The sequence below is a fragment of the Mangrovibacterium diazotrophicum genome (assembly GCF_003610535.1).
GTDB classification, from domain to species: domain Bacteria; phylum Bacteroidota; class Bacteroidia; order Bacteroidales; family Prolixibacteraceae; genus Mangrovibacterium; species Mangrovibacterium diazotrophicum.
On the sequence record NZ_RAPN01000001.1, the window covers coordinates 640,634 to 655,406 of the forward strand.

Below are 14,773 nucleotides of genomic sequence, written 5' to 3' on the forward strand. Positions count from 1 at the left end.
AATCTTGAACTTTCACCAATTCGGTCACCGAATCCCACGCTTCATGCGGGTTTCACCAATCTTTTCACCACACAGGACGACTCATAAAATAATACCTGATTAATTACCGAATGCATTAAAAGTGTTACACAGTAATATCTATAGAGATTAAGATACGAAATTCCTCAATTGAGTTCAATAGGCTAGCAAATAAAATTTGAATTATCTCTATGAAAATTAACAGACTAGCCCTCATCCAATAGTATCGAGACAACATGTATTGCAGAGAACCCGGTGTCGAAATTGCGACCAAAAATCCGAAAGAACTACTTTGATCTGGTGTAAACAGCTCTCAGCCTGTTCACTTTTTCAGCATAAAATGAAGGAAACTCGGGAACCGGATCAGTGCAGAAGTAGAGTTTTAAGCCGTTTTCACGGAAATAGGGATTTTGCACTTCACCCAACAATTGAATATTTTGATAAAGAAAGCCGATGTCTCCCCGATCCTGGTCGATGTACAACAGCGATTTTGATCCGACACTATCGGGCGCCCAAAGCAAAAACTCATCATTAAAACAGATGGGGCGCGGGCAACCATACTTCGCCCCATAAAAGTTAACAGCCCCCGCTTGCCCGTAGTTTTGGGCAAAAATGAATGTGTTCGTTTTCACTGAATCAGGTAGCGCCGCCCAACTTTTGCCAACCAATTCACCCAACTCCTTCCAACCGGTCATATCGGCATAATCCTGAGGCAAGGCATAAACGTTCCCATCCTCCCAGCGGTTTGTAAATTCAGCCGTCGGTTTTGAATAAGCCGCCATTCGCTCCATTCCTAGCATCGGCAAACTAAAAGGTAAGAGCGGTAATAAAATCACGAGTGCAAAAGCGAGACAGAAAAGCTGCCAACCCGGTTTGAAGTATCTTTCGAGAGCCACACCACCGAGCGCGAACAAAATAGAATAAAAGCCAAGCGTGTAATAGGCCTTCCCGTGGAGCAGTAAGAGCATTATGACGATCAGCAGAAAGGTGAAAGCCAAAAAACGATATTTCTTTTCCTTCCTGATCAACAGGAAAACACCGAACCCGATCACCCAAATAAAAACGCCAGGCAGGTTCATCAGCAACTGATCAATCAGAAATCCTGTAACCGAAACATTCACGAACTGGGTTCGTTGCAGTTCGCTCATATGGTGAACAAGCGGCCAATTGTGCTGGTATTGCCAATACAGGTTTGGTGAGATTAAGAGAATTGCCAGAAAGCCACCGATGAAAAAATAACCCGAAAACAGAAGGCGTCGGTTCTCACTAAGCACCAGTGCCAACAAGCTGGCAACGATGAAAAAAGCGATGGAATATTTAACCAGAAATGCCAGTGCCCACGCAAAGAAGATCAGCAACCAGTAGCGCGGATTTTCGCTTCGAACCAAACGGATGATCAACAGCCCCGACAACAACCAGAAAAACTGGTTAAACGATACGGGTTGAAACAAGGCGTTTGAACGCAAAAAAGCAGGTGACAGCACAAATGCCAGGCAGGCAATCAAAATAGCACGCGTCCCGCCTTTCAATTCAAGCACAATCTTACCAATCAGGATAACTGAGAAGGATCCAATAAGCGCGGGGACCACTCGTAACGCGAAGGTTGTACTTCCGAAAACAGTCGTAGTTAAAGCGGCAATCAACCCGATACCGGGAGGAACCGAAGCATAGCCCCACTCCAGATCTTGTCCCAATGAAAAATAGAGCAGCGCATCCCGATGCAGTTCATAGTTTGCAAAGGTGAGGAGATGCAGGGCAAGCTTGAAAAAAGCAATCAGTCCGATCAATACCCATTCTTTGGAAACCGATTTAATCATTGGCAATCTAACTTTGAGGTTAACAGGTAAACCAAAATTAAGGATTCTTTTGATTAATCAGAATCACCAAGTTCAGGCTCGAAAGAGCACAGTGAAAGTTCGCTTCGTATCTGTCTGCTTATTTTTTCAGCGGAATCTTAATTTGCTTGGCCGATTCGCGGCGAGTTAGCAACATCGGAGCCGACACCCCCAGCGAAAGCCCCATCAATACAAACAAAGCTTTCAAACCGTTGTCAACTGTGCTATCCATCAAATCCATAAACGTTTTGGGATCAACATCTCCGGTAAGGCGGATAATTCCGAGCATCATCCGGTAGGCAAAAGCCCCGGGAACCATCGGGATTACGGAAGGAATGGCAAAAACGAACGGTGGCGCATGTCGGAAGTGAGCGGCGTAAATACTCAGAAATCCGACGAGCATGGCTCCGAAAAACGATCCTAAAATGATGCCGCCACCAAGCTTTATAGTCAGAAATTTTAAGCTTCCACCAAGTGCTCCGAGCGTAAAGATCACCCACAGCGTGCGAACAGGAACGTTGAACAACACGGCAAATCCCACTGCTGCAAGACCCAGCCAAATCCATTTCTCAAAAAACAGTAACCATTCCATTCGCTTACAGATTATAGATTAGAATTGTGCACAACATACCTAAGGCAATCGAAAATGCGATCATCAGCCCGTTCATTCCCCTCACCAATCCATTCATGATGTTCCCATCGAGCAAATCGGAAAGTGAGTTGATAAGCGGAATACCCGGAATGAGGTACAAGACAGAAGTTGCAAAAGCATGTTCGGGATTCACGCCAATGTGAAATTTAACCGAAGCGCCGGCAATCAGGCATGAAGTAAAGGCTGCAAAAAAGATACACAAATAAGCGTTGAATCCTTTTTTTACGGCCTCCTGCCGCACAAACAAACCGGCAAATGTGGCGATAAAACACGCCAGCATTTCGACAGGGCCACCACCGAACAAACGGCAAAAAGAAGCACCGGCCAAGGCAACTGTTGCTAAAATCACCAGGCGTGGATAGTGTGGCAACGAGCGCAGCCTGTTGAGTTCTGTCCATACTTGTTCGTATGTCCATTTCTCCTCAACGATCCTCCAGCTCATTCGGCTGATTCCACTAACCACCTTAAAATTGGCACCATGCGGTGAAGTCCGTTTTAGGCTACTGTGGAAATAATCAATCTCCTCATCAAATACGGTAAGCATTAAGGCCCGGTGGGTAATCAACAATTCGGCATTGTAACCGTAAGCCTCGGCAATCCGCAGAATCGTCGTCCTGATCCGGGCGGAGTTTGCGCCCGACGCCATCAACATGGCCCCTACTTCGAGTAATATCTTGCTTAATTCCTGAATTCGTTTTATCGCGGCAGTTTCCATAATTAGTTTAATCGATCTGCGAAATAAAGGAAATTTGAACTCTCAGCCCCTAAAAACAAAGCGTCCATTCAGTGGATTTAAACTTATCTTATCGCAAAAAGATTCGTTGCTGATCAATTTTAAAAGTCAACTCACTCTGCGAAAAGCCAATCTGAAATTTAGGAGAGGTTTTCTGAAAAAAACACAGCAATAGCCGAACAATATTGCCATTTCATGTGTAAAATTGTAATCAATACTAGTGTTTTGTTCAGCTAAGAATCATGGTAATCGTAACAATCACTTAATAACAAGTATTCTTTTTGAACATTTGCATCAATCCAAGGTCTCCGAGGTACAAATTCATTATATTTAGCCTTAGACACAAACAAAATGAAGAACTAAAAACCCAATTGCCTAATAATTTGTTATTAGGCAAACACATCTCAAACACAATATGGCAAAAATCAACATTCAGAGTTATGAGACGGAAGGATTCTTTGACGAAACTTTCAATGCGGACAAGACAGTAAAGCCACACTACCACATGTTTGCTGACCGGTTGCAAAAAATGGGCATTAAAAAGCTCAATTTATTGCAACATTCCACCGACCGGGTTCAGCTATCACTGGGAATGACATTCAATGTTTACAGTGACAACCAGGGAATTGAACGAATTTTGCACCTGGACATTATCCCCCGAATTGTATCGGGGACCGAGTGGGACTACCTGGAAAAGGGGCTGAAACAACGAATTTATGCCTTAAATCTTTTTGTTGACGATATTTACAACGATCAAAAGATATTGAAGGACGGGATTATCCCGAAAGAATTAATCCTATCTAGTTCAACTTACCTGAAGCAATGTATTGGGTTGAAGCCGCCGAAAGGTGTTTGGGTTCACATTACCGGGACAGATATTATCCGCGGAGGCGACGGTAATTACTATGTTTTGGAAGATAATCTTCGCTGCCCGTCGGGCGTTTCGTACATGCTGGAAAACCGGGAAATTCTGAAACGCACCTTCCCCGAAGTATTTGAAAAACTGAATGTGCGGCCGGTTGCCAATTACACCCACAGTTTAAGAGACATGCTGGAATCGCTCTCCCCTGTTTCACCCGCTTCAATTGCGGTGTTAACGCCCGGAATTTACAATTCCGCTTATTTCGAGCACGCTTACCTGGCGCAGCAAATGGGTGCCGAATTAGTAGAAGGGCGTGATTTGGTGGTGCAGGACGACTTTGTTTACAAAATTACCACCAAAGGGCTTAAACGTGTGGATGTGATCTACCGCCGCGTGGACGACGATTTTATCGATCCCGAAGTATTCCGCCCCGACTCGATGCTGGGAACACCCGGTTTGTTCAGAGCCTATTTGAAGGGAAATGTTGTTTTAGTGAATGCCCCCGGAACCGGTGTTGCCGACGACAAGGCTGTTTACGCCTATGTACCGGACATTATTAAATATTATATGGGCGAAGAGATGATTCTTCCTAACGTGAAAACGTACATCTGCGATCGCCCGGACGAGCAAAAATATGTGATTGAAAACATTGCCGACCTGGTAGTAAAACAAACGGATGCCTCGGGTGGCTACGGAATGCTGATTGGTCCAAAGTCGACCAAAGAGGAACAGGAAGAATTTGTGAAGAAAATCAAAAAAAATCCCCGAAATTATATCGCTCAACCGACAATCAATTTATCGCGGGTTCCGACCCTAACCGATGAAGGAATTGAAGGTCGCCATGTTGATTTACGTCCCTACATTCTTTACGGGAATGAAATTAAAGTGACTCCGGGAGCCTTAACCCGGGTTGCCCTTAAAAAAGGATCCCTGGTGGTGAACTCATCACAAGGCGGTGGAAGTAAAGATACGTGGGTTGTAGATAATATTTAAAAAGAGGTAAAAATGCTGAGTAGAGTTGCAGATGCCATGTACTGGATGAACCGGTACATCGAAAGGGCTGAAAATTATGCCCGTTTTATGGATGTGAGTTTTAATCTTTCGCTGGAGTTGCCTCCGCATGTTTCCGAGCAATGGCAGCCTCTGATTGTAACCACCGGCGACTGGGAATTGTATCAATTGATGTACAAAACGGTGAACAAGCAAAAGGTCATTTATTTTCTGGCGTTCGATCCCAAGAACCCAAATTCAATTTATAACTGCATTATCAATGCCCGGGAGAATGCCCGTTCAATTCGCCCGGAAATCACCAAGGAACTTTGGGAGCAGATCAACCACCTGTATTATTTTGTGAAAGAAGGTCTTTCAAAGAAAATATGGATGAAAAAGGATCCGCGTATATTCTTTGATGAAATCAAAAAGGGCTGTCAGCTTTTATGGGGAATCGTCGACGCGACGATCTCGAGAACCGAAGGATGGCACTTCGGCCGTATCGGGAAAATGCTGGAACGAGCCGACAAAACATCACGAATTTTGGATGTAAAATACCATCTGTTGCTGCCTTCGCCCGAATACGTTGGTAGTCCTATAGATATCATCCAATGGGCTGCTTTGTTGAAATCAGTGAGCGCCTACGACATGTACCGCAAACTAAACGGGAAACTGACACCATCAGGAATTGCAAACTTCCTGATTCTGGACAAAGAATTCCCGCGGTCGATTTTGTTGTGTTTGGAACATGCTATTATATCGTTGAAGATGATTTCAGGAAATACAAACGGCTTCATCAACCAGGCTGAAAAAGAGGCCGGTTTGTTGACGGCGCAACTGGAATACGCGGATATCAACGACATTATTAAAACCGGCATGCACGAATACCTCGACAATATTCAAATCAAATTGAACAAACTGTCCCAGTCGATTGCTGATATCTTTTTCTCAACAGACGTGAATATTTCAAAAACCTAATCATCAACTCACAAATCGGTTATGGCTTTAAAAGTTGTCATCTCACATAAAACAACGTACAAATATGACAGGATGATCAACCTGTCTCCGCATGTCATTCGGTTACGTCCGGCACCACACAGCCGCACGCCTATCGAGGCTTATTCCATCAAAATCAAGCCTGAAGATAATTTCTTCAACTGGCAACAGGATCCGTTTGGAAACTACCAGGCTCGGTTGGTTTTTCCGGAAAAGACAAAAGAACTGTCGATCGAGGTCGAAATCATTGCTGATTTAAAGACCATCAATCCCTTCGACTTTTTCGTGGAAGAGTACGCTGTCGACTTTCCGTTTCAATATGACGAAACGCTTCAAAAAGAATTAGCGCCTTATCTCGAGATTAACGAAAGTGGCCCCCTTTTGAACGAATGGCTGGGCACGGTTGACCGGGCTGAACGCAAAACAATCGACTTTTTGATCGATCTGAATCAGAAGCTTTACAAGCATCTGAATTACACCATCCGCATGGAGCCCGGTGTTCAAAGCTGCGAAGAAACACTCACGAGAAAATCCGGTTCGTGCCGCGATTTTGCCTGGGTGATGGTTCAGGCCATGCGCCATTTGGGTATCGGAGCCCGATTTGTTTCCGGCTACTTGGTGCAGCTCAAATCCGACGAAAAATCGCTGGACGGGCCATCGGGTCCTGAAGAAGATTTCACCGACCTGCATGCCTGGGCCGAAGCTTACGTTCCCGGTGCCGGATGGATTGGCTTCGACGCCACTTCCGGGCTGCTCGCGGGCGAAGGGCACATCCCGCTGGCTTGTACGCCAAACTACCAAAGTGCAGCCCCTGTTACCGGCTACACCGATGTTTGCGAAACCGAATTCTTTCACTCCAATACCGTAACCCGGATATTCGAATCGCCGCGTGTTACGAAGCCTTATACGGAAGAACAATGGCAGGCAATTTATAACCTTGGTTTCGAAGTTGAGCAAGAACTGCAGGACCAGGATGTGCGGCTGACCATGGGTGGCGAACCAACTTTCGTTTCCATCGACGACATGGAGTCAGAACAATGGAACACCGCTGCCGACGGACCGCACAAGCGTGATCTGGCCTCCGATCTTTCCAAGCGCCTGATCGAGCGATTTGGTAAAGGCGGTGTGCTTCATCATGCGCAAGGCAAATGGTACCCCGGCGAGCCACTGCCCCGCTGGCAAATTGGGTTATTCTGGCGGAAAGACGGGCTACCTGTTTGGAAGAATCCTGAGCTGCTGGCATCCTTTACCCGCGATTACCGGGTTGATACAGGTACACCGGAGCTTTTCCTGAAAACCCTCACCCAATATTTGGGAATGACTGATGAAACTATCATTCCGGCCTACGAAGACGTTTTCTATTTCTTATGGGAAGAAGGCCGTCTGCCGGTTGATGTTGACCCGTTGAAAAGTGATTTAAAAGATCCGCTGGAACGCCAGCGGTTGTCCGAAATATTGAAAACCGGCATGAATACGCCGGTTGGCTTTGTACTTCCGCTGAACCGCTACCGCACACGTTGGGTCAGCAGCCAGTGGGAATTCCGCAAAAAATATTTGTTCCTGACCCCCGGTACATCACCCGTCGGGTTGAGACTTCCGCTAAGTTCACTTTTGGCAAGTCCGAGTTGGGACAGTGAACCGATTTTCGAACCCGATTTGTACTCGCCGGTGGGCCCACTTGGCGAATATCACGAACTGACTCAGAATCGGAAGAAAGCCGGCCCTCCGGTTGAAAATCTGCCACAACCTTTTATCCGCACCGCTATTTGTGCTGAGGTTCGGGAAAACAAGTTGTACATTTTCCTTCCTCCGCTGGACAGTGCTGAAGTATTTTTGGACTTAGCCGCTGCATTGGAAGCAGCAGCGACAGAACTCAAAGTTCCCATTATTTTAGAAGGCTACGAGCCGCCACGCGATAACCGCATGGAACAGATGAAAGTGACTCCCGACCCGGGCGTTATTGAAGTCAACATTCACCCGGCAAACAATTGGAAAGAACTATCGGATAATACCCTGGCCTTGTACGAAGAAGCCCGTCAAGCACGGCTTGGAACTGAGAAGTTTATGCTTGATGGCAAACATACCGGAACCGGTGGTGGTAACCACGTAACGCTTGGCGGAAGCACGCCATCCGACAGTCCGCTGCTGCGAAACCCGAATTTGCTGCGCAGCCTGTTGACTTTCTGGCAACATCACCCGGGTTTGTCATACCTTTTCTCCGGTGCCTTTATCGGGCCAACCAGCCAGGCTCCGCGTGTCGACGAAGGTCGTTACGAAAACCTCTACGAACTGGAAATTGCGTTTGAGCAAATTCCGGAGGGAAAGGAAGTTCCGTACTGGCTGACTGACCGCTTGTTCCGCCACATGCTGACCGATATTACCGGAAACACACACCGTGCAGAATTTTGTATCGATAAATTATATTCACCTGATTCATCTTCCGGCCGCCTTGGAATCCTTGAACTTCGGGCTTTCGACATGCCGCCGCATGCTCAAATGAGCCTAATGCAAATGTTGCTTGTTCGGACACTTGTAGCCTGGTTCTGGCGCGAACCCTACAAACACAAATTGGTGCGCTGGGGTACCGATCTGCACGATCGCTTCCTGATGGAGCACTACGTGAAAGAAGATATTAAAGATGTGGTTGAACAGCTGAATAATGCCGGATATCCGTTCAAACTCGATTGGTTCGACCCCTTCTTCGAATTCCGCTTCCCGCTTTACGGTATGCTGAATATTGAAGGCATTGATATCGATTTGCGCATGGCCATTGAACCCTGGCACGTACTGGGCGAAGAAATGACCGGCCGCGGAACTTCCCGCTACGTGGACTCATCGGTCGAACGCGTTCAGATTAAACTGAACAATTTTGTGGATGAGCGCTATGTACTCACCTGTAACGGATTGAAGGTTCCGTTGAACTACACCGGTAAAAAAGGTGAATACGTTTGCGGCATTCGTTACAAGGCTTGGCAGCCGTGGTCGTCACTTCACCCGACGATCGGTGTGGATACGCCCCTGGTTTTCGATATTGTCGATACCTGGAACAAACGCTCCATTGGCGGATGTACCTATTTTGTTTCGCACCCGGGGGGCCGATCGTACGACACCTACCCGGTAAACAGCTACGAAGCAGAATCGCGCCGTATCAACCGCTTCTGGGATTTTGGCCATACCCAGGGTGAAATTATCGATCCGGAAACGCAGGCGCTGAACCTGGCGCCGGGACGAAAAATACGGCCACATAAAGTGATTAAAACGTTCAATTACAAAGAAATTCCTGTAAGTTTGGAATTCCCGCACACATTGGACCTTCGACACAACTGGAAAATTAACTAAGGCATGCCCGAGACTCAAGACATACCATTCAACGAATACCTGATGCAGTCTTCGAACGACGAAATCGTCGATCGCAACTCGAAGTTGAAACCGCATTGGGATGTTCTTTTCAATAACATTGAGAAAATCGGTTACCAGGAAATGGCTTCCCGGCAATCCGACCTGAACTGGTATCTCTCGGAGAACGGTGTAACCTACAATGTTTATAACGATCCGCAAGGGTTGAACCGCCCGTGGAATTTGAATACGGTCCCTACCCTCATGAATTACAAAGAGTGGCAGGTGATTGAAAAAGGAATTCAGCAGCGGGCCGAGCTCTTCAATCTTATCTTAAAAGACCTCTACGGGAAACGCGAATTGATCAGCAATGGAATCGTTCCCCAGGAGGTTATTTACAGCCACCGCGGGTTCATCAGGCAATGTGATCAGATCGATTACCTGACGAAAAAACAGCTTTTGGTTTATGCGGCCGACATCGCGCGCGGCCCCGACGGCCAAATGTGGATTTGGGGCGACCGCACCCAGGCACCATCCGGTATGGGGTACGCCCTCGAAAACCGGCTAACCATTGGCCGTGTTCTTCCCGAACTTTCAAAGGGGTTAAACGTGAAAAAGCTTTCGGGTTTCTTTCAGCACTTTAACAATTTGCTGGTTGAATCGTCGCCCCGCAAAACGGACGCACCCAATATCGTGGTGCTCACGCCGGGGCCTTTAAATGAAACCTACTTTGAGCACGCATACCTGGCGTCGTACCTTGGCTATCCACTGGTTCAGGGGAACGATTTGGTAGCCCGCGACGGTTACTTGTGGATGAAATCACTAAAGGGACTGAAGCAAATCGATGTGGTTCTTCGCCGTGTGGACGATTTATACGCCGACCCGCTTGAATTGCGCGAAGACTCGCAATTGGGTGTTCCCGGTTTGCTGGAAGTGGTGCGCCAAAAGAATGTGAGCATCATCAACCCAATTGGCTCGAGGGTGCTGGAAAACCCGGGACTGATCCCTTTTATTCCCGGAATTGCCAAATACTTTTTAAACGAAGATCTGATTCTGCCACAGGTTGCATCCTGGTGGTGCGGCCAACCGCGCGAACGTCAATATGTGCTGGATCATTTGTCGGAATTGGTTGTCCGGCGAATTGACCGCCCACACAGCGATAGTGTTTTCATTGGCTACCAAATGAATACTGAAGATTTGGAGATGCTTCGGCATCAAATTTCTGACCGTCCTTATCGGTTTGTAGCGCAGGAACGCATCGGGTTTTCGAGCACTCCTACCTTCATTAACCAAACGCTGGAACCGCGCAACATGGCAATTCGTGCTTTTGGCGTTTATGCCAACAATGGGTACGAAATCATGCCTGGTGGACTGGTTCGAGTAGCTCCGATTGTTGGAAACACAACTATTACCAACCAAACCGGTGGCCTGAGTAAAGACTTTTGGGTAGTTGATGAGAAAGAAGAAAAAAGAAAGCCTCGCGTAACAACGCACAAGACGGTTCAGCCATATGAAAGCGGTCTGAAAGATTTGCCCAGTTTGACAGCTGAAAACCTGTTCTGGGCGGGCCGATACGTTGGGCGGGCTTTGTCAACCGCCCGCTTCCTCAGGATGGTCGTCAAACAAATGAATTTCACCAACTTTAACGAGCGGAAGCCAAATTATCAAAGTCTGGATGCGCTTTTTAAAGCTGTTTCGAACCTCACATGTACCTTCCCCGGTTTTTTCGAAGAAGAAACGATGGAAGATCCGGTTGCCGAGATTTATGCCGTCATTCTGGATCCGAACCGCTCGGGTAGTTTGGCTCACACAATGTCGATGTTTTTCAACGCCTACTACTCCATTCGGAATTTATGGTCATCGGATATGTGGCGGGTGTTCGAACGCATCAATACCATTTGGCGAACTATTCAAAACGATAGTAATGTAAACAACCGCAAAATCGTTCAGGTACTGGATCAGCTGATTACACGGCTGATTGCCTTTATGGGGCTGGTTGAAGAAAGCATTCTGATTGAACAGGGCTTGTTACTTTATTTTATCGGTCTGCAGCTGGAGTTGAGCATGCTGAACATCTCCAAATGCCGGAGCTTACTGGTTGTTAAGCTGGATGAACATATCGAATACGAAGTGCTGGAATCGTTGCTGAACAGCCACGAGAGTTTAAATATTTACAGGCACAGTTTCCGGTCGTACATTAAAATTGAAAATGTGATCGACCTGATTATCCTGGATCAGAAATATCCACGATCTGTTGCTTACCGATTTAACCGGCTCAACAAGGACCTGGCATTATTGCCCCAATCTCAAATTTCGCGCGAGCTGTCTGATTACGAGAAATTTGTTTTCGAAGGCTTTGCAAAACTCCGGCTGGCCAACAGTTCGGACCTTTGCAAAACCGAAGAAGACAACAGCGTCCGCGAAAATCTGGATCATTTATTATCTGAGTTGAGTGACTTGCTGTTTAAAGCCTCTCAAGCAATTACGACGACCTACTTCAGCCACAGCTACCAGCAAAATCAATTAATTCAACAGAGTTTTTCGGAATAAATATGATATTTCAGGTTATCCATAAAACAAGCTACCGTTATGACAATTTCGTCAGCTATTGTCACAACCTGGCGACTTTAAGACCGCGGGATCTGACCGGGCAGAAACTGCTCGACTTCGATCTTCAGATTAAGCCAACACCATCTGAACTAACCGAGCGAACAGACTTTTTCGGGAATAATCTGACCCGCTTTTCAATCCAGGAACCGCACAATGAACTGAAAGTCATTGCGAAGAGCTACATTGATCGCGATTTTCAAGCAATAACAGAAAGGTATGAATCTGACGCTTGCCGCGGTGTAACCATGCAGCAAACCATTAATTGCCTGCAAAAAGTAACGCCCGAGTGTCTGGATGCCAAACAATACATTTTGGAATCGCCCTTAATCCGAAAAATAGCATCTGAAATACGCGCATACGGAGCTGAGTCGTTCCAGCTCAATCGCTCGGTTTTTGAAGCAACCAAAGAACTGATGACACGCATTTACACCGATTTCCAGTTTGTTCCCGGATTCTCGGATGTGGCCACGCCGCTGCATACGGTATTTGCTGAAAAGAAAGGTGTCTGCCAGGATTTCGCTCAAATAGCCATTGCCTGCATGCGGGCTGTTGGCCTACCTGCCAAATACATGAGCGGTTACATTGAAACACTGCCTCCGGAAGGCAAGGAAAAGCTGGTTGGCGCCGATGCGTCGCATGCCTGGTTTTCAACCTTCATCCCCGGATTTGGTTGGGTTGACTTCGATCCGACCAACAACCTGATCCCCGAAAACCAACACCTAGTGGTTGCCTGGGGACGCGACTATTACGATGTGCCACCGCTCAAAGGAGTGATTTACAGCAATGGCAACAACGAGATGAGCGTATCGGTAGATATTCGGGAAGCAGAATTTGAAGTGTCAGAATAATAAATTACAAGCATAAAAATAGGCTGTCTCTGATGAGACAGCCTATTTTTATGCAGCTATAAATTCCGGATTAATATCCCGGATTTTGATCTTCTGAAGTCAAACCTTCGTTGATCTCGATCGCTGACTGGGGAATCGGACGATACAATTTCTCACCAATCGGATCAGATCCTAAGTTACCAGTCAGATAGTCGTAGTTGTAACCATAGAACATGGTTTTCAACATGCCTGTGCGACGCAGTTCGGGCCAGCGGCCACAATATTGACCAGCCAGCTCTTTACCTGATTCTTTCAGATAAGCTTCCAATGCAGCTTCTTGGGTTGTAGGCAGGCTAATTGAAAGTACACCGCCATCTTTTGCGTTACCCGGACGGGCCAGTACTTTGTTGATGTAAGTTTCAGCTTCCGTATAGTTACCTTGTCCAATGCAAGCTTCAGCGTACAATAGCATCGTTTCAGACAAACTTGCCAATACGATATCGCGGTAACTCTGAGTTGTGCTGAAAGTCACCAGTTGTCCCAAATCGAACTTTTTAATACCAGGCTGTGCAAAGTCGTTGTTATATGCCGTTCTCCAATATTTCTCGTTCACCATCGGATCCGATGAGTGTTCAATAAATGGATAGATTCTTAAAATGTTGTTTCCGTTGTCATCAGTTGCATTTACCGGTACAACATCGGCGTAATCAGGGCACCATTTTTCAATGAATTCCAACGCACCGTCAACCAGCTGTTTATTCTCATCATTCATCGTGATGTCCACAAATTCGCCGTCAGATTCACCATCTGTCAACAGCAAATAATCTTCGAACATCTCCTGTGCATTATCCCAGGCACGAGGATAAATTGCCGTAATCGAATTTGTTCCCGGAACATTGTTTCCCTGATAGTAATCGTAGTAATATTCCCAGATTGTCAACATAAAAGTTGCATCGTAACGGGCATCATTCTCACCATACCAAGAGTGCAGGGACCAGGAAGGATACAATGAACCGACCATGTATTTGTGTCCCAACTCGGAACCACCTAAATAAGGTCCGAAGATGGCTTCCTGGTTGTTACCACTTGTCGTTGTTGCGATTGATTTACTGCTATACTGAATGGCGAACAACACTTCGCTGTTATTCTCATTATCCGGGCTCCACAAATCTTCCATTGTGTATTGCAAATCACCTCTGGAATCCAAAACAGCTTTTGCGTAAGTTTTAGCTGTTGCAAAATCTTCGGTATTACCCAAATCCCAGGCACGGGTCAGGTACACTTTTGCCAGGTAGTGATTAACAATGTCCTTACAAATTTCTCCGTCGTTTTCAGTTTGTGGCAGAGAGCTATTCAAAGCTGATTCCAGTTTGCCGATGATATATTCATAGGATTCTGCCAAGGTAGCTCTCGGCATATTCATTCTCGGAGCCTGGGTGTATTCATCGTTAATAACAATGCCTCCAAATTCTTCCAGCAAAATAAAATGCAAGAAACCTTTAAAAAAGTCATATTCACCTTGATACAAGTCTTTGTCATCATCCGAAATATCGGCTGTCGACAAATAATATTCTGCTGTATTTACTGCCTGCAATACCGTGTAGCAGTTGTCGTAAAAATCTGAAACATCATCGTTTGTATCATACAAAGTGGTATAATCGTAAACTCCGTCGTTCGTCATACCACGAGGCATTTGGTACAAATCGGTACCTGCCAGCATCACAAGGGGAGCATCTTCGTAAATTGTGCGCAAACTACTGTAAGCGTTTACCCGCAGTGTCTGATAGCCTTCTTCGGTGGCGTATAATTCATCGTTTGTAATACCAGCCTTATTTTCCTCATCAAGAAAACCACTACAGCTGGAAAGAAGAATAGCGGTGACTAATATGCTAAATATCTTTTTCATCGTTTCAA

Annotated in this window: 9 protein-coding genes; 5 read left to right on the forward strand and 4 right to left on the reverse strand. The window is 46.2% G+C overall.

The genetic code is table 11. The annotated features are described in order from the left end of the window. Positions 1–305 precede the first annotated feature (305 nt). The 3 genes from BC643_RS02780 to BC643_RS02790 form a co-directional block, all read right to left on the reverse strand. Positions 306–1,835, reverse strand: a complete 1,530-nt coding sequence (locus BC643_RS02780) for a glycosyltransferase family 39 protein (protein ID WP_120271644.1) — start codon at positions 1,833–1,835, stop codon at positions 306–308. A 118-nt stretch (positions 1,836–1,953) separates the two neighbouring features. Further along, positions 1,954–2,445 carry a threonine/serine exporter family protein gene (locus BC643_RS02785; protein ID WP_120271645.1) on the reverse strand — a complete coding sequence of 164 codons (492 nt, stop codon included), beginning with the start codon at positions 2,443–2,445 and terminating at the stop codon, positions 1,954–1,956. A gap of 4 nt (positions 2,446–2,449) precedes the next feature. Next, positions 2,450–3,220, reverse strand: coding sequence for a threonine/serine exporter family protein (locus BC643_RS02790; protein WP_120271646.1), 771 nt, complete (start codon positions 3,218–3,220; stop codon positions 2,450–2,452). Positions 3,221–3,653: 433 nt separating this feature from the next. Between BC643_RS02790 and BC643_RS02795 the strand changes: the two genes are divergently transcribed. Genes BC643_RS02795 through BC643_RS02815 form a run of 5 tightly spaced genes read left to right on the forward strand, consistent with a single transcriptional unit; the run spans position 3,654 to position 12,880 of the window. Beyond that, on the forward strand, positions 3,654–5,093 hold the full coding sequence (locus tag BC643_RS02795) for a circularly permuted type 2 ATP-grasp protein (protein ID WP_211337957.1): 1,440 nt from the start codon (positions 3,654–3,656) through the stop codon (positions 5,091–5,093). A 12-nt stretch (positions 5,094–5,105) separates the two neighbouring features. Further along, positions 5,106–6,068: an alpha-E domain-containing protein gene (locus BC643_RS02800; protein WP_120271647.1), complete on the forward strand. Its 963-nt coding sequence runs from the start codon at positions 5,106–5,108 to the stop codon at positions 6,066–6,068. Between the two features lie 21 nt (positions 6,069–6,089). Then, the gene (locus BC643_RS02805) at positions 6,090–9,425 is read left to right on the forward strand and encodes a transglutaminase family protein (protein ID WP_120271648.1); all 3,336 of its coding nucleotides are present in this window, start codon (positions 6,090–6,092) and stop codon (positions 9,423–9,425) included. Between the two features lie 3 nt (positions 9,426–9,428). Beyond that, on the forward strand, positions 9,429–11,972 hold the full coding sequence (locus BC643_RS02810) for a circularly permuted type 2 ATP-grasp protein (RefSeq protein ID WP_120271649.1): 2,544 nt from the start codon (positions 9,429–9,431) through the stop codon (positions 11,970–11,972). 2 nt (positions 11,973–11,974) lie between these two features. Further along, positions 11,975–12,880: a transglutaminase family protein gene (locus tag BC643_RS02815; protein ID WP_120271650.1), complete on the forward strand. Its 906-nt coding sequence runs from the start codon at positions 11,975–11,977 to the stop codon at positions 12,878–12,880. A 70-nt stretch (positions 12,881–12,950) separates the two neighbouring features. Here the strand turns inward: BC643_RS02815 and BC643_RS02820 are convergent, their stop codons facing one another. After that, positions 12,951–14,765: a RagB/SusD family nutrient uptake outer membrane protein gene (locus tag BC643_RS02820; RefSeq protein ID WP_170154433.1), complete on the reverse strand. Its 1,815-nt coding sequence runs from the start codon at positions 14,763–14,765 to the stop codon at positions 12,951–12,953. Positions 14,766–14,773 lie beyond the last annotated feature (8 nt).

Bases quoted from the DNA above. Each gene is read 5' to 3' on its own strand.
- BC643_RS02810 (WP_120271649.1), top strand. From the start codon at position 9,429: ATGCCCGAGACTCAAGACATACCATTCAACGAATACCTGATGCAGTCT.
- BC643_RS02820 (WP_170154433.1), bottom strand. From the start codon at position 14,765: ATGAAAAAGATATTTAGCATATTAGTCACCGCTATTCTTCTTTCCAGC.
- BC643_RS02780 (WP_120271644.1), bottom strand. From the start codon at position 1,835: ATGATTAAATCGGTTTCCAAAGAATGGGTATTGATCGGACTGATTGCT.
- BC643_RS02805 (WP_120271648.1), top strand. From the start codon at position 6,090: ATGGCTTTAAAAGTTGTCATCTCACATAAAACAACGTACAAATATGAC.
- BC643_RS02800 (WP_120271647.1), top strand. From the start codon at position 5,106: ATGCTGAGTAGAGTTGCAGATGCCATGTACTGGATGAACCGGTACATC.
- BC643_RS02785 (WP_120271645.1), bottom strand. From the start codon at position 2,445: ATGGAATGGTTACTGTTTTTTGAGAAATGGATTTGGCTGGGTCTTGCA.
- BC643_RS02795 (WP_211337957.1), top strand. From the start codon at position 3,654: ATGGCAAAAATCAACATTCAGAGTTATGAGACGGAAGGATTCTTTGAC.
- BC643_RS02790 (WP_120271646.1), bottom strand. From the start codon at position 3,220: ATGGAAACTGCCGCGATAAAACGAATTCAGGAATTAAGCAAGATATTA.
- BC643_RS02815 (WP_120271650.1), top strand. From the start codon at position 11,975: ATGATATTTCAGGTTATCCATAAAACAAGCTACCGTTATGACAATTTC.